The organism is Streptomyces atriruber (assembly GCF_001418325.1).
In the GTDB taxonomy this organism is placed as follows: domain Bacteria; phylum Actinomycetota; class Actinomycetes; order Streptomycetales; family Streptomycetaceae; genus Streptomyces; species Streptomyces atriruber.
In genome coordinates this window covers 1-16,486 of sequence record NZ_LIPN01000188.1, presented here as the reverse complement: position 1 = coordinate 16,486, position 16,486 = coordinate 1, and the positions used below count along the sequence as shown (strand labels likewise).

17 protein-coding genes and 1 pseudogene are annotated in these 16,486 nt (G+C 73.1%); 10 read left to right on the top strand and 8 right to left on the bottom strand.

The features are described 5' to 3' along the window. Nucleotides 1-48: 48 nt before the first annotated feature. The 6 genes from AOK03_RS42675 to AOK03_RS20850 form a co-directional block, all read right to left on the bottom strand. Complete coding sequence (locus tag AOK03_RS42675; RefSeq protein ID WP_157869019.1) at nucleotides 49-240, bottom strand: tryptorubin family RiPP precursor; 192 nt, start codon at nucleotides 238-240, stop codon at nucleotides 49-51. Nucleotides 241-311: 71 nt separating this feature from the next. Further along, on the bottom strand, nucleotides 312-890 hold the full coding sequence (locus AOK03_RS20870; RefSeq protein ID WP_055566836.1) for a TetR/AcrR family transcriptional regulator: 579 nt from the start codon (nucleotides 888-890) through the stop codon (nucleotides 312-314). 61 nt (nucleotides 891-951) lie between these two features. Beyond that, a complete protein-coding gene (locus AOK03_RS20865; protein WP_055566835.1) occupies nucleotides 952-1,368 on the bottom strand; it encodes a RidA family protein in 417 nt (138 codons plus the stop codon). Next, the gene (locus tag AOK03_RS20860; RefSeq protein WP_055566834.1) at nucleotides 1,365-2,582 is read right to left on the bottom strand and encodes a Cmx/CmrA family chloramphenicol efflux MFS transporter; all 1,218 of its coding nucleotides are present in this window, start codon (nucleotides 2,580-2,582) and stop codon (nucleotides 1,365-1,367) included. The genes AOK03_RS20865 and AOK03_RS20860 overlap by 4 nt, the downstream gene beginning before the upstream one ends. A gap of 99 nt (nucleotides 2,583-2,681) precedes the next feature. Then, on the bottom strand, nucleotides 2,682-3,839 hold the full coding sequence (locus AOK03_RS20855; RefSeq protein ID WP_055566833.1) for a methyltransferase: 1,158 nt from the start codon (nucleotides 3,837-3,839) through the stop codon (nucleotides 2,682-2,684). A gap of 239 nt (nucleotides 3,840-4,078) precedes the next feature. Continuing rightward, nucleotides 4,079-4,597 carry a hypothetical protein gene (locus tag AOK03_RS20850; RefSeq protein ID WP_055566832.1) on the bottom strand — a complete coding sequence of 173 codons (519 nt, stop codon included), beginning with the start codon at nucleotides 4,595-4,597 and terminating at the stop codon, nucleotides 4,079-4,081. Nucleotides 4,598-4,797: 200 nt separating this feature from the next. Between AOK03_RS20850 and AOK03_RS20845 the strand changes: the two genes are divergently transcribed. The 3 genes from AOK03_RS20845 (at nucleotide 4,798) to AOK03_RS20835 (ending at nucleotide 6,658) form a co-directional block, all read left to right on the top strand. Next, complete coding sequence (locus tag AOK03_RS20845) at nucleotides 4,798-5,490, top strand: alpha/beta fold hydrolase (RefSeq protein WP_055566831.1); 693 nt, start codon at nucleotides 4,798-4,800, stop codon at nucleotides 5,488-5,490. 102 nt (nucleotides 5,491-5,592) lie between these two features. After that, nucleotides 5,593-6,462 (top strand): polysaccharide deacetylase family protein, encoded by an 870-nt coding sequence (locus AOK03_RS20840; protein WP_055566830.1) that lies wholly within the window; start codon nucleotides 5,593-5,595, stop codon nucleotides 6,460-6,462. Nucleotides 6,463-6,472: 10 nt separating this feature from the next. After that, the gene (locus AOK03_RS20835) at nucleotides 6,473-6,658 is read left to right on the top strand and encodes a hypothetical protein (RefSeq protein ID WP_055566829.1); all 186 of its coding nucleotides are present in this window, start codon (nucleotides 6,473-6,475) and stop codon (nucleotides 6,656-6,658) included. Nucleotides 6,659-6,724: 66 nt separating this feature from the next. Here the strand turns inward: AOK03_RS20835 and AOK03_RS43485 are convergent, their stop codons facing one another. Both AOK03_RS43485 and AOK03_RS43480 read right to left on the bottom strand, forming a co-directional pair. Continuing rightward, nucleotides 6,725-7,393: a hypothetical protein gene (locus AOK03_RS43485; RefSeq protein ID WP_055566828.1), complete on the bottom strand. Its 669-nt coding sequence runs from the start codon at nucleotides 7,391-7,393 to the stop codon at nucleotides 6,725-6,727. Next, nucleotides 7,393-8,301 (bottom strand): ATP-binding cassette domain-containing protein, encoded by a 909-nt coding sequence (locus AOK03_RS43480; RefSeq protein ID WP_055566827.1) that lies wholly within the window; start codon nucleotides 8,299-8,301, stop codon nucleotides 7,393-7,395. Before AOK03_RS43480 ends, AOK03_RS43485 begins: the two co-directional genes overlap by 1 nt. Before the next feature lie 198 nt (nucleotides 8,302-8,499). On the opposite strand from AOK03_RS43480, the gene AOK03_RS20820 reads away from it, so the two are divergent. The 7 genes and pseudogenes from AOK03_RS20820 to AOK03_RS20790 form a co-directional block, all read left to right on the top strand. Further along, a complete protein-coding gene (locus AOK03_RS20820) occupies nucleotides 8,500-9,168 on the top strand; it encodes an HAD family hydrolase (RefSeq protein WP_055566826.1) in 669 nt (222 codons plus the stop codon). Nucleotides 9,169-9,313: 145 nt separating this feature from the next. Continuing rightward, nucleotides 9,314-10,351 carry a monodechloroaminopyrrolnitrin synthase PrnB family protein gene (locus AOK03_RS20815; RefSeq protein WP_055566825.1) on the top strand — a complete coding sequence of 346 codons (1,038 nt, stop codon included), beginning with the start codon at nucleotides 9,314-9,316 and terminating at the stop codon, nucleotides 10,349-10,351. Nucleotides 10,352-10,360: 9 nt separating this feature from the next. Next, on the top strand, nucleotides 10,361-11,434 hold the full coding sequence (locus AOK03_RS20810) for a GHMP family kinase ATP-binding protein (protein WP_055566824.1): 1,074 nt from the start codon (nucleotides 10,361-10,363) through the stop codon (nucleotides 11,432-11,434). Beyond that, nucleotides 11,431-12,150 carry a class I SAM-dependent methyltransferase gene (locus tag AOK03_RS20805; protein WP_055566823.1) on the top strand — a complete coding sequence of 240 codons (720 nt, stop codon included), beginning with the start codon at nucleotides 11,431-11,433 and terminating at the stop codon, nucleotides 12,148-12,150. Before AOK03_RS20810 ends, AOK03_RS20805 begins: the two co-directional genes overlap by 4 nt. Next, nucleotides 12,143-14,584, top strand: coding sequence for a pyridoxal-dependent decarboxylase (locus AOK03_RS20800; protein WP_055566822.1), 2,442 nt, complete (start codon nucleotides 12,143-12,145; stop codon nucleotides 14,582-14,584). Before AOK03_RS20805 ends, AOK03_RS20800 begins: the two co-directional genes overlap by 8 nt. Further along, complete coding sequence (locus AOK03_RS20795; RefSeq protein ID WP_055566821.1) at nucleotides 14,581-16,155, top strand: glycosyltransferase family protein; 1,575 nt, start codon at nucleotides 14,581-14,583, stop codon at nucleotides 16,153-16,155. Before AOK03_RS20800 ends, AOK03_RS20795 begins: the two co-directional genes overlap by 4 nt. A gap of 76 nt (nucleotides 16,156-16,231) precedes the next feature. Beyond that, a pseudogene (locus tag AOK03_RS20790) lies at nucleotides 16,232-16,486 on the top strand (NAD-dependent epimerase/dehydratase family protein); the annotation flags it as partial.

Genomic DNA, 16,486 nt, shown 5'->3' with positions numbered 1-16,486 from the left:
TAAGGGATGTGCACCGGCGCGGGATGCGCGCCGATGCCTGCCGTCGGCCTAGTACCAGATGTACCAGGCGTAGGACTTGAGGCTCTTCTCACCGGTGATCTTCTTCTTGAGGGAGCGGACAACCTTCATGGACTTACCTCCGGTCGTTTCCGTCGGCCCTTGTGGGGCATGGACCTGCGGAGCGTCGCGGTCCGCGATCAACACCCGATAAACGCGCAGGTGATGGGCTATGCCTGGCATGTCGGGAGTGGGGCGGGGCGGTCCGTGGGCGAAGGACGTCAGCGGTACGTCAGCGAGGCGCATGCGCGCGGTCACAGGTCGGCGAGCGCGCCGTCCACCGTGGCGAGCAGGACCTCGCGGTCGTCCTGTACGCGGCCGAGGACGCGCAGGCCGTAGTACGTGCTCTGGACCCGGCGGGCCACGACCCGCGCGTCACCGGTGGAGCGGATCTCGCCCGCGCCGCGCCCCGCCTCGACGACCGCGCACAGCTCGTCCTCGACCCGGTCGAAGCTGCGTCGCACCGCTTCCCTGACCTCGGGGTCGAGCCCGGCGAGCTCGACGGCGGCGTTGATGGCGAAACAGCCGCGCGCACCCGTCGCGTCGAGGTCGGCGTCGACGGCGTGGATCATCATGGCGCGCAGCCGTTCCTTGGCCGGTCCTTCGCCGCGCAGGATCTCGACCTGCTCCGCGGTGGCGGTGTCGTAGTAGCGCCGCAGGGCGCGGAGGTAGAGCTGCCGCTTGCCGCCGAAGGTGTTGTAGAGGCTCGACGGGCCGAGGCCCGTGCTGTCGCACAGATCGCGCGTCGAGGTGGCTTCGTACCCGTGCCGCCAGAACGTCTCCATGGCCGCGGCGACGACGCGGTCCTCATCGAACTCTCTTGGTCTGGCCATGGGGCCCACGGTAGACGTTTTGGAACGTACATACAAAACATCGCCACCCCCTGGCCCGCGCCTACGCCTCGACGGCTCCCACCGCTTCGATCTCGATCAGCCACTCGGGGTCGGCGAGCGCGGCGACCTGGACGAAGCTCTCCGCCGGGCGGGGGTCGCCGTAGAACTCCGCGCGGAGCGGGGCGAAGGCGTCCTGGTGCGCGATGTCCGTGACGAAGACCGTCACCTTGACCATCCGGTCGAGGCCGGAGCCCGCGTGCGTGAGGACGGTCGACAGGTTGGCGAGCGCCCGGCGCGCCTGCGCCTCGAAGTTCCCGGCGCCCACGGTGCGGCCGCGCTCGTCGACCGGGGCCTGTCCGGAGGTGAAGACGAGGTCGCCGCAGCGGATGCCGAGCGAGATGTCCGCCGACGCGTACCAGTCGGGGTCGGCGGTGACGCGGACGCGCGTCGCGCGGGGCCCTCGGCTCCCGGCGCTCACGCCTCGGCCCCCGCGGCCTCGCGTACGGTCTCGGCCGCGGACCGCCCGAACCGCGGCGACCGCTTCCGCTCCGCCCGCTGCAGCCGCGCCGCCCACAGCACGCCCACCGATCCGGCGGCGGCCAGCGCGGCACCGACCCAGGCCACCGAGGCGTAGCCGTGTCCGGCGTCGATGGCCAGGCCGCCGAGCAGCGGGGCCACCGTGTTGCCGACGTTGAACGCGGCCGTGTTGGTGGCGCCGACCAGCGCCGGAGCGCCCGGCGCGAGGGTGAACACCCGTGACTGCAGGGCGGGGTTGGTGACGTAGCCGACCAGGCCGAGCAGGAAGACCAGGGCGATCACCACGGCCGTCACGTGCGCCGTCAGGGCGAGCAGCGCGGAGAAGACGGCGAGGCCGCCGAGCCCCAGGCCGAGCGTGCCGAGCGGGTGCGACTGGCCGGTGCGCCCGCCGATCACGACGCCCGCGAGCCCGCCGACGCCGAACAGCGCGAGGACGGCGGGCACCCACCCCTCGGGCACCCCGCTCACCTCGGTGAGCAGCGCCGCCAGATAGCTGAAGGTGACGATGACGGCCCCGAAGGCGAAGGCGGTCACGGCGTACGAGAGCCAGAGCTGCGGCCGGGCCATGGCGCGCAGTTCGGCCCCGACCGAGGGGCGCTCGCCCTCGCCCCGGCCGCCGGGGACGGCGAGCAGCGTGCAGACGGCGCTGACCACGGTGGCCGCGGCCACCGCCCAGAACGCGGCGCGCCAGCCGGAGAACTGACCGAGGAGCGTGCCCGCGGGGACGCCGACGATGGTGGCGAGCGTCAGCCCGCCGGCCACCACGGCGACCGCCCGCGCCTTGGCGTCCGGCGGTACGAGCGCCACCGCGGTGGCCACGGCGACGCCCCAGTACCCGGCGTACGCGAGGGCGCCGACCACTCGGGTGACGAACAGGACGGCGTAGCCGGGCGCGAGGGCGCCGACGACGTGCGCCACGACGAAGGCGGCCTGCAGCGAGACGAGCGCCGTGCGCCGCGGCCACCGCAGGGTGGCGACGGCGAGCAGCGGCGCGCCGACGACCATGCCGATCGCGAAGGCCGAGATGAGCAGTCCGGCGTCGGGGACGGACACCCCCAGGTCGTCGGCCATGCCCGGCAGCAGGCCGGACAGCATGAACTCCGAGGTCCCTTGGGTGAAGATGCCCAGCCCGACCATGTACACCGCGAGCGGCATGAAGGCGCCTCCCTTTTTTTGAAGCAAATGATTCAGAACTGCGGACGAGGCTGGACGCTAGCACATTCTGAATCAGTCGCTTCAAAACTGGGGGCATGCTCACTTCCGGCCGGGCACCAGCCTCCAGAGCGATGTCACCTCGGCCGCGCGGGCCGTGTGCAGCGGGTCGGCGGGATCGGCGGCCCGCGGATGGCGCGGCGCGATGCCGAGGCGGTCCACCACCCGCAGCCCCGCCTCGTCGAAGGCGGTCAACAGCTGCTCCCGCGAGCGGAGTTGCAGGTGTTCGGCCAGATCGGAGAGGACCAGCCAGCCCTCCCCCGCAGGTTCCAGATGCTCGGCGAGCCCGGCGAGGAAGCCGTGCAGCATGGCGCCGCCCGGGTCGTACACGCCCCGCTCGACGGCGGAGGTCGGCCGCGCGGGCAGCCACGGCGGATTGCACACCGCGAGCGTGGCGCGGCCCGCGGGGAAGAGGTCGGCGCCGAGGACGTCCACGCGCCCGGCGAGTCCGAGGCGTTCGACGTTGTCGCGCGCGCACGCGACGGCGCGCGGGTTGATGTCGGTGGCCACCACCCGGTCCACTCCGCGGCGGGCGAGGACGGCCGCGAGCACGCCGGTTCCGGTCCCGACGTCGAATGCCGTACGCGTCCGGGGCGCGTCGCCCCGCGGCGCGGCGCCCGGCAGCGGCGCCCGTGCGACCAGGTCCACGTACTCGCCCCTGACCGGGGAGAACACGCCGTAGTGCGGGTGGATGCGGGCGTCGAGAGCGGGCACGTGCACCCCCTTGGCCCGCCATTCGTGGGCGCCGATCACGCCGAGGAGTTCGCGCAGGGAGACCACCGTCGGCCCGTCGGGCGGGCCGTAGGCCTCCCGGCAGGCGTCGCGGACGTCGGGGGCCCGGCGCAGCGTCAGCCGGTGGTCGGCGTCGAGGCGCACGAGCAGCATGCCGAGCACGCGGGCCCGGTGGCCGCGGGCGCGGCGGTGCAGGTGGAAGGCGTCGGCGGGGGTGGCACCCGGCGCGGGCGCCTTCCTGTCGACGCGACGGCCGAGCGCGCCGAGGAGCTGCCGGGCGCCGTGGAAGTCGCCGTGCCAGAGCAGCGCGGTGCCTTCGCAGGCGAGGCGGTGGGCGGTCGCCGCCCTGATCCCGTCGTCGGCGACGACGACGCGCCGGGGCGGCGCGGCGCCGCTCTCGGAGTGCCAACGGGCGTACTGGAGCGGGCTGTCGGGGTGGTCGTTCTCGGTCCACTCAATGCGGGGCATCAAGGACTCCTCGTGATCGCGGGCGCTGGGGCACGAAGAGCGCTTCGACGCGGGAGACCTCACGGGAGACCCCAAGAACTGGCGGGCTACCGGGCTACCGGGAGAATGCCGAGTGTCCGGCAGAAAGAGGGCATGCGGAACCCCCGCGTCGCTGCGCGCGAGCGGGAGTCAGCCGACGACCATGCCGAGAGTCACGGGGGAAGAATCTGCCACACCGCTCGTCGCGAGGGAAACGGGCCCTAGACCAGATACAGACCGGCGAAGTTGTTCCACCCTTCCGGCACCCACTCGTCGCTGTTGCGCGCGGGGTCGTACGTGAGCAGGCGGGCCAGCAGCATCAGCTCGTGCCACGCCGCGTCGGTCTCGCGGGCCCAGGCCGTACCGGCGTTCTCCACCAGGTCGAGCGCCATGGCCACGCGCAGTTCGAGGGTGGCGAGCTGCTCGCGGGCGCCCTCGGGCAGCGCGTCGCCGCGCCGGTCCATCATCGAGTGCAGCAGCGCGCAGCTCTCCGCGAGGTGACTGCGCATGGCCCGGATGTTCGCCGTCGAGGGGCGGGGCGGAACGGACTGCTCCATGAAGAGTCCGGAGGCGAGCGTGTGCCAGTAGTGCGCTTCGTGGAACAGCGGCGCGCGCTGAGCGTCGGGCACGTCGGCGAACGCGGGCGGCGGCTCCTCGCCGTTCTTCAGCGCGTCGGTCCGGGCCTGGTCCACCCATCTCTTCGCCAACTGCCGTACGTCGTCGCGGAGTACCGGACGCATGGGGGCTCCTTCCGTCACTGTCGGGCCGTCACTGTCGGGGCCGTTCCGAGACTGCCCCGGTACGCGCCCCACCGCTGCATTGTGCGTGGACAAGGCCCGTTGCATGCGTCACATCGAGGGGCCGGTGGCCGGAGCGCGACAGTCCGCGTACAAGATCTGAGGGAGGCCACCGGGCCGCGCACAAGAAGGGCACCACCACCATGAAGCTGCACACCCACGAGTGGGGAACCGGCGACCGCGTCGCCCTCCTCGTCCACGGGATCATGTCGGACCACCGCACCTGGCGGCGCGTGGGGCCCGCCCTCGCGGACCGGGGCTACCGCGTCATCGGCGTCGATCTGCGCGGTCACGGCGCGAGCGGGCGCGGCGAGTACGGCGCGGGGATCTACGCGGACGACCTCGTCGACACCCTGCCGACCGGCGCGGAACTGGCGATCGGGCACTCGCTCGGCGGTCTCGCCCTGGCCCTCGCGGTCGAACGGCTCGCGCCCGCGCGGGCCGTCTACTCCGATCCGGCGTGGGCGCTCGGCGGCGAGGGCTCGGTCGACCCCGCGCTGTTCGTGGAGTTCCGGCAGATCCCGCGCGCGGTGCTGGCGAAGTTCAATCCGCGCTGGGAGGCGGCCGACCTGGACGTCGAGATCGCCACGCTGGCCGTCTGGGACCCGGACACCGCGCTCTCGCTGTCCGGCGCGGGCGCCGTCGACCACACCCCCGCCGCGCCCGTCGTGCCCTCGCTCGTGCAGGTCGCGGACCCCAGCACCGTCGTCCCCGAGGCGCTCAAGGAGGAGCTGGCACGGCGCGGCTTCGAGGTGCGCACGGTGCGGGGCGCGGGGCACACCATCCACCGGGACGACTTCGACGCGTTCATGGGGTCGCTCGACGGCTGGCTGTGAACGCGCGGCGCTGACCGGCCGCGGGCCCGGACGAGTGGCGGTGGGCCGGGACAGGCCGAGCCTTAGTCCGATTTACTACATTCCTGCATATATGTTCGGCGGGTGATCACTCTCGTACGGAGATGCGCCGCGCTCTGCGCCCTCGGCACCCTGACCGCCGCCCTCGCCGGATGCGGCGGCGCCCCAGCCACGTCGTCCGGTCACGCGGGCCGCCCCGCCCGGCCCCCGGCGACCGCCTCGACGTCCGCCGCGCCGACGCTCGCGCCCGGCCCCGCCGGACTCACCCCCGTCTTCGAGAACGGGTCCCGGACGCGCGGCCGCACCGTCGCCCTCACCTTCGACGCCGACATGACCGCCGACCAGGGGCCGCGCGCGGCGGCCGGTGAACGGTTCGACAACCCCGCGCTGGTCGCCACGCTGCGGCGGCTGAAGGTGCCCGCGACGTTCTTCATGACGGGGCGGTGGGCCGAGGAGTATCCGGCGCAGGCCAGGGACATCGGGCGCGATCCGCTCTTCGAGGTCGCCAACCACTCGTACAGCCACCACGCCTTCACCGGCCGCTGCTACGGACTGCCGAGCGTCCCCGCGGCCCGGATGCGCGCCGACATGGAGCGCGCGTTCACCGCCTTCCGCTCGGCGGGGGTCGAGCGCCCGGTGCCGTACTTCCGCTTCCCCGGCGGCTGTTACGACCGGCGGGCCCTGCGCGCCCTCGCGCCCGGCGGCGTCACCGCGGTGCAGTGGGACGTGGTCAGCGGCGACGCCTTCGCGACGGACTCCGCGGCGGTGGCCAGGCAGGTGCTCGACGGGGTGCGGCCCGGCTCCGTCGTCGTCATGCACTGCACGCGCAGCGCGGCGCCCGCCACGGAGCGCGCACTGCGCACGATCGTCCCGAAGCTCCGGGAGCGCGGGTTCCGGTTCGTCCGGGTGTCGGAGCAGATCGGGACGACGGGGGCAGCCGGGGCGCGGAGCTAGGCTGGCCCGTATGGCGGATGCGGACGAGGGCGACGAGGGCAGCGGCGAAGGCACGGCCGGGGCGACCGGTGCCGGGGCCGTCGCCGAGTGCGTGCTGTGCCGCGCGCCCACCGAGTACCCGGAGTCCCACAAGGGCAGCACGCTCTGCCCGGTGTGCGAGTGGCAGGAGGCGGAGCGGACGGCCTGCTCGGGGTGAGACCCGCTCCGATGCCCGCCTCAGCCGCACCCCGGCGTCCGTCTCAGCAGCACCCCGGCCCCCGCCTCAGCCCCGCCGCGAACTGAGCGTGCACGCCGCCCACATCGCGGCCGCCGCCACGGCCAGCGCTCCCGCGAGCGCGCCCAGCGACACCGGCACCGCGCCCTCCCGCGACCCCGTGGTCAGGTCGGTGAGGACCGACTTCGCCGGAGAGCCCGTGGTGACGAGCAGGAGCAGCGAGCCGAGCAGCATCGCGGGGACGGCCCGCCCCGCGGAACGCAGCAGCGGCCAGTTGGCGAGCGCCCCGATCGCCGTGCCGAGCAACGCGCTGACCAGCATCGCGAGCAGCCCGGCCGCGCCCGCGGAGAGCCGTGGGACCGGCACCCGCGAGTTGGTGCTCGCCGCGTCGCTGATGGCCGTCACGGCGAGGGCCGCCGCACCGCCCAGCGCGGACGCCGCGAGGAAGGCGGCGAGCAGCGAGGCGAGGTGGGCCCGGCCGGGTCCGGCGGCCGCGGCGGAGCAACTGCGGGCCGCGGGCGGCTCGTTGGACACACAGACGCGGACGAGCCAGGCGGCCACGGGCAGCAGCGCCCCGGCGGCGTACGCGAGCGAGTCCAGGATCGGCTGGCCGCCCTGCACACCGATGCCGAGGAAGACGGCGTAGAGGATGACGGGCGGAAGCCATCGCTGGGACCGCACCAACAGGTCGGCCTGGTAACGCAGCAGAGCAGACATCACGGCTTCCCCTCGCCCGGCACCTCTGCCGCGTCGTCCGCGTTCTTCACCGTCACCGCCTTCACCGTCACCACGTGCCACGGCGGTCGCGCCGTCAGGAGTTCCCTCAGGACACGGTCCGAGTGGGACTGCGGAACGGTCAGGCGCGTGATGCCGTCGGGCGTTCCGGCGAACGTCTCCACGGCTGCCTCCGCCACCGGCCCCGGCAACTCCGCGCCCTGCGGCCCCCGGGCCTCGATGAGCACGGTCGGCCCCTGCGCCGCGGGCGAAGTGCCGTGTTCCGTAAGGAGATTGAGCGCCGTGCCGACGACCGCGTAGGTCTCGTCGGCCACCCCCGGCAGGCGCTTCGGGTCGTGGTCGACGAAGACCACGGAGCCGCCCGCCGCGGTGCGGTCGGCCACCGCGCGGTCGAGTTCGGCGCGGGCGGGCGCGTCCAGGCCCGTCCACGCCTCGTCGAGGATCAGCAGGTCCGGATCGGCCAGCAGCGCCTGTGCCACGGCGACCTTCTGGCTGCTGCCCTTGGAGAGCTCGGACAGCGGCGTTCGCGCGTACCCTGCGGCGCCGAAGCGCTCCAGCCACTCGGTCGCGCGCTGCCGTGCCGCACCGCGCGCGAGGCCGTGCACACGGCCCATGTGCGTGAGGTAGCCGATGGCGGTGAACGGCAGGGCGGCCGGGAACCTTTCCGGGACGAACGCCGTGCGCCGACGTCCGGACACCCGCCCCTCGGACGGCGCGTCGATACCGGCGAGCAGTCTCAACAGGGTTGATTTTCCGGTGCCGTTGGCCCCCTCGACGCGCACCAGGGAACCCGTCCGTATGCCGAGGTCGACACCGCGCAGCACCCATGTGCCGCCCACGCCGTAGCGGCGGCCCACCCCGTCGAGCCGCACCGCAAGATCATGTTCCATGGGGCCATCCTCGCGCACGGACCGCCCCCCCCAGGCGGTGTACGCAGCGCGACGAGGTCTTTACCACCAGTCCGGATTGACATTCAAGGGCTTGAAGTGCACCTCGTTCCAGGTTACGTTTTTCAGGTCTAGACCAAGGGGGTCCGGAAGTGTTGCCCTGTTCGGGGTGCAATTCCGGAATGGGGGGAGCGTTGCCGCATGTCCATTTCCGGCCGACAAGCTGAATATCCGGCATCGCATCGCCTCATCGTCCTCGATTTCGACGGCGTTCTGCTCGACACCGAACGCATCGCCATAGAGGCGTGGACAGCCGTACTCGACGAGGCAGGCACCGAACTGCCCGACGGCATACCCACGCACCCCGACGGGACACTTTCGCGCGACTCCATGAACGGGACGCTCACATCGGTCCTCGGGCCGGACAAGGCGCGCGAGTGCTGGGACGTGTTCGAGCGCGAGAACCAGCGGCGCGCGGACCAGGAACCGCTGGCCCCGGCCACCCGGTCCTTCCTGGACCACTGCCTGGCGAGCGGGCACCGGCTCGCGGTCGCCTCCGGCAACTCCCGCACCTGGGTGACCGGCCATCTGGACCGGCTCGGGATCAGGCCGCACTTCGCGTCGGTGTCCTGCGCCGACCGCACCCTGGCGCCGAAACCGGCGCCGGACGTGTACCTCGCGGCCCTGCGGCACAGCGGATGCGCGCCCCGAAGGGCGCTGGCCGTGGACGACTCCTTCGCCGGTCTGCAATCCGCTCACACCGCGGGAATTCCCGTTGTCTGGGTCACCTCTCAGCCCGCCGCGGCACAGTCTCCCGTGCCTTTGGCCCATCGCATTCATGCGCTCAACGAGCTGAATTCCTCTCTCTGACCCGATCTCACACCTTTCACCGCTCTTCAACGTTCCCGTCTCTGACGCTTCTTGACGTCTTGACGTTCCCGAGTCCGCCACTCCGGCACATATAGAGGTCATTTCCTTGAATCTCGCCACTGATATGAGAACTCTGGACCAGCGCGTGAGCGAACTCGATCCGCTGCGGTTCTCAGAGCACATAACCGAAATACCGAGGCTCAACGACGCCGCGGACACCGCCGCCCTGGAGCGGCTCGCGCACAAGCTGCTCGACCGCGTCCCCGACACCGTCACCGACGACGTCACGGCCAGCGCGGCCCTGCGCGACCTGGGCTTCGTCCTGGCCTCTCTGGAGCGGCACGGCACGGACTACCGGTCCCTGCCCGGCGCCGAGGAGGCCCTGCTCAAGCTCGGCGGCCTCGTCGACGAGGTGCCGCGCGACAGCGTGTACACGTACTCCCTGCGCAACCCCGAGGACGCGCTGAGGACCTTCAGCGACATCCCCGAAGAGGTCCTCTTCATTTCGGAGGTCCGCAGGGCGGGCATCGCCCTGCGGCCGGCCGTCGACCACCTCATGGCCGCGCTGACGCTCCCCGTGCGCGATCCCCTCCTCGTAGAGCATCTGGCCGCCTCCACCGAGGCGTTCAGGGTGTTCGCGCAGGCCCTGCTGACGGTGAAGCGGAACATCACGCCGGAGGTCTTCTCCACCCGGATGCGGCCCTACTTCCCGCCGATGACGGTGGGCGGCACGGTGCTGTACGCGCCGGGCGGCGCCCAGATGACGCCGCTGCTCGTCGACATGGCGGTCCTCAGACCGGAGCCGGGCGACCCCAGGCACGCGTGGTACGAGCAGTACCTCGACGAGAACCTGCTCTACCTCCCCGCGGCCTACCGCGCCGCGGGCGACACCATCATGGCGAGCCGCCCCCTGCTGCCCCGGATCCTGGACGAGGCGACGGGCGACGCCACGGCGTCCGTGCGGAACCAACTGCGGCTGCTGATGCGGGAGATCCTCCACTTCCGGCTGCCGCACCTGCAGCTCGCCCGCGCCAACATGCGCATCCGCCCGGACGGCTCCCTCGGCAGCGGCGGCTACACCACCGACTCCCTGGACCATCTGGTCGCGCTGACCACCGAACGCAACCAGCGGCTGACCGACGCCCTCGCGGCCGCGTCGCCCCTCGACCACGCCACGGCATAAGGCGGATTGATGTTCACGTCCTTCACACCCGGCACCGTCCACCATCCGCTGACCGCACCGCTCGGCCCCCTCAAGCCGGGCGACCGGACGGCGATCCGCTACCCCACGCGCCTGAACGCCATGGCGCTCCAGCCCGGCGCCATCGCGGGCGACAACCACCTGATCTACGACGCGGGCGAACTGGTCTTCTCCGTCGCCCGGTTCCACCGGGTGCACCTGCGCAGGCTCGCCCCCGGCGCGGGCCTCTCGCTCGACCCGGCCCTCGCGCGACCCGCGCTCGTCGAGCACGCCGCCCGCATCATGTGCGCCGCCCTCGGCGTCGACTGCGACCTGCACGTGAGCGTGGACAGCGACCCGCTGCCCGTCCACGCGGGCTTCGGCTCCAGCAGCAGCCTGATCGCCGCGGTCGCCACCGCGGTCAACCACCTCTACGGCAACCCGGTGGACCGCGCCGACCTGCTGCCGTTCCTCACCAGCAACCACGGCGAGGAGCACACCGAGGGCAGCGACCTGCTCATGCCCGTCCAGTGCATCGGCGGTTCCGCCGCCTCCGGCCTCTACCCCGGCGGCGTGCAGGTCGTCGCGGGCCGCAGCACCGTCGTCCTCACCGCTTCCGTACCGCAGGAGCTCTCGCTGGTCATCGGCGTGCCCACCACGCTGCAGGAGCGGTCGACGGACGAGCTGATGGCCGCCGAGATCGACCAGTTCGACCGCTTCCGCGAGACCGGTGAGCGCTGGGCGCCCACCATCGCCTTCCGGATGCTCCACGAGGCCATGCCCGCCGCGCTCCGCGGCGACCTCGGCCCGCTGGGAGACCTCGTCTTCGACTACCGCTTCCGCATGGGAAGCATCGAGAACTGCTCCTTCTCCCACCCCGGACTGAGCGAACTCGCCGCGCGCCTCGAACCGTTGAAGGCGGACGGCACGGCGACCGTGCTCGCGCTGTCCTCCGTCGGCCCGGCGTTCTTCGCCCTCACCGCCGACCCGGACACCTGCGAGTCCTTCTTCGCGGAGCAGGGCATGCGCGTCATCCGGGCCCTCCCGTACAACGGCACCTACGAAGAGATCGAGCCCACCCGATGACTCTCCCCGCCACCGCGGCCGAGCGCGCCGCCACCTACTGGAACGCCCCGGAGACGGTACGCGACTTCGCCTCGCTCACCGCCCAGCCCTACCTCGTCGAGATCCTCACCCGGTACGCCGGTGACCTCACCGGGCCCGCCCTCGACCTCGGCTGCGGCGGCGGACGCAACACCGTCGCCCTGCTCGAACACGGCTGCACCGTCGTCGCCGTGGACCTGCACCAGGCCATGGTCGAGGCGACCCGCGACGCCACCGCGCACTTCGCGGACGGCCTGGTCACCGTCCGGCAGGGCGCGGCCCACGCCGTCCCCGCCGACGACGACACCTTCGCCCTCGCCGTCTGCTACGGCGTGCTCCACAACGCTCCCACTCCCCGTCAGTTCCGGGACAGCATCGCGGAGTTGGCGCGCGTGCTGCGGCCCGGCGCGGTCCTCGCCCTCAACACCTTCACCGCCGACTCCCTGGACCCGCAGCTGCGCCCCGGGGAGACGGCGGGCCAGTACGTACTGCCGGACGACGTCCCGATGACGCTGCTGCCCACCGAGGAGATCCTGGCCGCCCTCGCCGCGGTCGGCCTGCGCCCGGAAGGCGACGTACACACCTACGTACGCGACCTCGACGTCGGCCCGCGCGCGGTGCTCCGCTGCGAGCTGCGCCTGGCCGCGGGCACCGGTGACGGCACCGGAACCGGCGAGGACGTGAGCCGGAATGCCTGACCTGTCCGACGGGTCGACCGAGTGCGACCCGTTCCCCGAGACCGCGCTGTCCACGGACGCGCTGGCCGCCGCCCTGGCCGACCGGCTCGCCGAGGTGCCCGACTGGCACTCGGCGAGCGACCCGGTGCGCCTCGGCTTCGCGATGAGCGAGCCGCACCCGCTCGCCCTGCACGCCGCAGGCATGTTCGCGGCCCGCAACCCCAACAACGTCGGCGTGCACACCCGCTTCGGCGACGGCGTGCGCGGCACCCGCCGCCTGGAGCGGGAGGCGGTCCTCGCCCTCGGCGGCCTGATGCGCGCCGACTCCGCCGACGGCTATCTGACCAGCGGCGCCAACGAGGGGACCCTCGCCGGCCTGCGGGTGGGCCGCAACGCCCTGCGGGCCGCGGGCTGCCGCCGGGTGGTGGTCATCGCCTCCGCCCTCACCCACCACTCCGTGGCCAAGGCGGCCGAGATCCTGGACCTGGACTTCAAGGCGCTGCCCGCCGGGCCGGGCTGGGTCCTCGAACCGGCCGCCCTGGAGGAGGCCTTCGACGCCCTGGAGGCCGAGGGCGATGACACCGGCGCCACCGGCGTCATCGTCGTCTCCACCGCGGGCTACTACAACACGGGGCTCGCCGATCCGATCGACCGCATCGGCTCGCTCCTGGGCCGCCGCGTCGACGGGGCCTCCCGGCTGCGGTTCTTCCACCACGTCGACGCCGCGCACGGCGGCATGATCCTGCCCTTCACCGAGCCGGACATCCCCTTCGACTTCCGCAACCGCTTCGTCCACTCCATGGTCCTCGACCCCCACAAGTCGGGCCTGATGCCCTACAGCTGCGGGGTGTTCCTGTGCCGCAAGGGCCTGCTCGGGCACGGGGCGATCCCGGCTCCGATGTCCGGTTTCGTGGACGAGACGGTCACCGGATCCCGCTCGGGCGCCACCGCCGCCGCGCTGTGGTCCCTGGTCTTCGGGCTCGCGGCCGAGGGCTACCGCGAGACGTTCCGCGGCTGCCTCGCCCTCAGGGACCACCTGGCCGACGTGATCCGCGCGGCGGACCCGGACGCGGTCCTCATGCCCTCCCCGGGCAACACCGTCCTCGTCGTGGGATTCTCCACGGAGGGCGGCGCCCTCCCCGGCAGGCTCAAGGAGCACTACCGCCTCGTCGGCAACACCCTGCCCTGGACGGACGGCCAGGGGCACACGACGGACCGGCTCTTCCACCACTTCTACGTCATGCCGCACATGACGCGTACGCACATCGACACGTTCGCCGTCGACCTGGCGGCCGCCCTCGCCGAGCCCGCGGCCGAGGCCGGGCGCGCCGCGGCCGCGCCGCCCGTGCCCGCCGAGTTGAAGCATCTGCGCGGCAGCAGCGCCTGCCTGCGCCATCTCGTCGTCCACCCCCCGCACCGGCGGAACCCGGACGACTACCCGCACGCCTACTCCTTCCACACCTTCCGCAACCGGGCCGAACTCGGCGAGCAGCTGCGGGTGGAGAACTGGAAGCCGCCCACCGACGGCGACGTCCACGACCACGACCACGGCGAACTGCTCGTCTACGCGCCCGACTTCGACGCGCCCTTCGCCAACGAGCTGTTCGGCGTCCTGTCGCCGCAGAAGTTCTCGCTGGAGGTCCTGGACCGCAACCAGCAGAAGCTGTCCCTGGTCGGCGCCGCCCACCTCTCCGTCTTCGAGGACGCCGAGCAGCGCCCGCACACCCCCGTCCTGCTGGCCAACTTCCACGCCGACGGCCGCTTCCGCTCCGCCGAGTACAAGTACGGGGACCGCTGGCACGCCGACGAGCTGCAGGTGTTCGAGGACTCCCTGGTCGTCAAGGTCGGCAAGGACGCCCGCAGCATCCGCCGCACCGGCGACGACTACTCCTTCTCCATCGACACCTCGCTGGAGCTGCGGGTCACGCTGGTCGACGGGGACGCGCCGCCGCGCCTCGACCGGGTGGCACGGCACGCCGACTCCGCGCTGCCGCGCCGCCGCCATCTGCTGCGCGGGCAGTACCGCCGCTTCCCCAACCGCTTCTTCGACGTCATCGTGTCGCTCACCGTCGGGCGCGGCTTCACCGGCACGGTCGGCACGGACGACCTCCTGGGCGAGTCCCTGCAGGGCAGCGCGCTGCTCGCGCGCTCCGCCGAACTGGGCCTGGCGCGCGTGCTGCCGCGGTTCGCGGACGGACGGCTGCTCACCGGCCTCGAAGAGGTCGGGGGCGAGGGACGGTACGAGCTCTCCGTCGGCCTGGGCCTCGGCGCGCGGCTGCGCCAGGAGCTGCCCGGCATCGACGTCGGCGAACCCGAGGGCCTCGAACCCCGGGACGTGGTCGCCTGGGCCGAGCGGCTCTACCCCCTCGCCCGCCGACTCCAGCTCGCGGGCGCCGACCACGACGGCGCCCGGCACCTGCACTGGCCCACCGGAGCGAAGGGCGGCACCGCGTGATCCTCGCGTCAACGGTCCTGCTGTGGGCGGTACTCGGCTGGGGCGTCCTCCTCACCGGCCGGGCCGTCGTCACCGCACGCGCCCTGCGGACCGCACGCGGCACACCCGTCCCCGCGCCGGGGGCGGGGGCGCCGCACGTCGCCCTGCTCATCCCCGCGCTGCGGGAACAGGACCTCCTGTCCGAGGTCGTGGGCGCGGTGGCCCGGCTGGACTATCCGCGCGAGCTGCTGCACGTCGTCGTGGTCACCACCGAACGCGAGGAGCACGACCGGCGGGACCACCTCGCCGAACTCCCGGACCTGGAGCGGCGCCTGCTCGCGGCGCCGGACGACGGGGCCGCCGCGGCGCAGTTGTCCGGCATCGTGCCGTCCTCCCGGGCCCGCGACGTGGCGGCCCGCGTGCGGTCCGCCACGGACCCGGCGCGCCTGCTGCGGGACGAGATCACCGCCACCCCCACCACCCGGGACGTGGCGGAGAAGCTGCTCCCCGAGGTCGCCGCGCAGCATCCCGGAACCGCCCTGCACCACGTGCACTATGACGAGTCGTCAGGCGCGAAGAGCAGCCAGCTGGTGTACGCGGTCGAGCAACTGGGGCACCTGCTGCCCCGGGACGCCGACCCGTCCCGCACCTACATCGGTGTCTACGACGCGGACTCCCAGCCGGACCGCACCACCCTGCGCCATCTCGCCCACGAGACCGACAGGGCCGAAAGCGCGGGGCACGCCCCGCCCACCCTGGTCCAGCAACTGCCGCTCCAGCTGCGCCGCCCGCACGCGGCCCGCACCGGCCTCGGCGACCTGACGCTGCGCGCCCACGCCGTGGCCGACCTGCGGCGCCGCATGGGCATCGAGGCACACCGGCTGCGGGCCAGGGCCCGGCTGCGCGCGCTGCGGCTGCCCGACGGGCTGCGGACGGCCCTAGACCCGGTCGTCTACGGCATCGGCGCGGGCCTGTTCGTCCGCCACGACATGCTCGTGTCCATCGGCATGTACGAGGAGCCGGTCGACGACCTCCTCATCGGCTACAAGCTGTCGTCCGCCGGGGAGAGCGCCGTGGTGCTGCCGGTCCACAACCTCGTGGACCGGTACGCCCGCGTCGGCGCGCTCGCCAAGGCGTACAGCCTCGTCGCCCTGGGCAGCGTCGTGGGCTGTCTGCGGCTGCTGCGCGACCCCGCGCTGCGCGCCTACGGGCGGCGCAACACCGTGACGCTCGTCAAGGAGGGCCTGGACACCGTGTGGTGGTTCCTGGGGCCGCCGTGCGTGGCCGCCGCCGTCGTGGTGCTGAGCGTGCGGGGTGCCCACCGGGAGCTCCTGGCGTGGGCCGTCGCGGCCGGTGCCTATATGGTCCTGCATGCCCTGATCAGCATGGGCCACGCCGCCCGCTTCCTGGCGAGCCACGAAGGCGCCCGCGAGCGGGCCGAACCCCTGGGCGGCGGGGCATCCGCCCTGCTGCTGCCGCTGTTCCTCCTGCAACCGGTGCTGCACTGGCTCGGCCCCCTGCGCCTCGCCGCCGCACGCGCCCTCGGCCCGCTCGCCCGGCGCCCGCTCGCCATGGGCAAGACCGAACGCTGACCCCGTCCACCACGCCGACCCCGTCCGCTCCTCCCGCTCCTCTCAACACCCGTACGACACAAAGGATCTCCCTGCCGTGAACACCCTCACCGACGCCCCCGCGCACCCCGCCCCGGGCACCGACGCCCCCGAGATCCGCCTGTCGACGGTGGTGATGGCCCACCCTCGGCGCGCGGCCGCCGCTCGCGAGCTGTGCGCGCGCCACCCCGAGCTCGACGCGCGGCTCATCACCGACCCGGACCCGGAAGGACCGCCCTCCGCCCTGCGCACGGCCCGCCTCGCCTGGCAGTCGGTCGCCCCCGGCGCCACCCACCACCTGGTCCTCCAGGAC

Bases quoted from the DNA above. Each gene is read 5' to 3' on its own strand.
- AOK03_RS42675 (WP_157869019.1), bottom strand. From the start codon at position 240: ATGCCAGGCATAGCCCATCACCTGCGCGTTTATCGGGTGTTGATCGCG.
- AOK03_RS20870 (WP_055566836.1), bottom strand. From the start codon at position 890: ATGGCCAGACCAAGAGAGTTCGATGAGGACCGCGTCGTCGCCGCGGCC.
- AOK03_RS20860 (WP_055566834.1), bottom strand. From the start codon at position 2,582: ATGCCGCTCGCGGTGTACATGGTCGGGCTGGGCATCTTCACCCAAGGG.
- AOK03_RS20855 (WP_055566833.1), bottom strand. From the start codon at position 3,839: ATGCCCCGCATTGAGTGGACCGAGAACGACCACCCCGACAGCCCGCTC.
- AOK03_RS20850 (WP_055566832.1), bottom strand. From the start codon at position 4,597: ATGCGTCCGGTACTCCGCGACGACGTACGGCAGTTGGCGAAGAGATGG.
- AOK03_RS20845 (WP_055566831.1), top strand. From the start codon at position 4,798: ATGAAGCTGCACACCCACGAGTGGGGAACCGGCGACCGCGTCGCCCTC.
- AOK03_RS20835 (WP_055566829.1), top strand. From the start codon at position 6,473: ATGGCGGATGCGGACGAGGGCGACGAGGGCAGCGGCGAAGGCACGGCC.
- AOK03_RS43485 (WP_055566828.1), bottom strand. From the start codon at position 7,393: ATGTCTGCTCTGCTGCGTTACCAGGCCGACCTGTTGGTGCGGTCCCAG.
- AOK03_RS43480 (WP_055566827.1), bottom strand. From the start codon at position 8,301: ATGGAACATGATCTTGCGGTGCGGCTCGACGGGGTGGGCCGCCGCTAC.
- AOK03_RS20820 (WP_055566826.1), top strand. From the start codon at position 8,500: ATGTCCATTTCCGGCCGACAAGCTGAATATCCGGCATCGCATCGCCTC.
- AOK03_RS20810 (WP_055566824.1), top strand. From the start codon at position 10,361: ATGTTCACGTCCTTCACACCCGGCACCGTCCACCATCCGCTGACCGCA.
- AOK03_RS20805 (WP_055566823.1), top strand. From the start codon at position 11,431: ATGACTCTCCCCGCCACCGCGGCCGAGCGCGCCGCCACCTACTGGAAC.
- AOK03_RS20800 (WP_055566822.1), top strand. From the start codon at position 12,143: ATGCCTGACCTGTCCGACGGGTCGACCGAGTGCGACCCGTTCCCCGAG.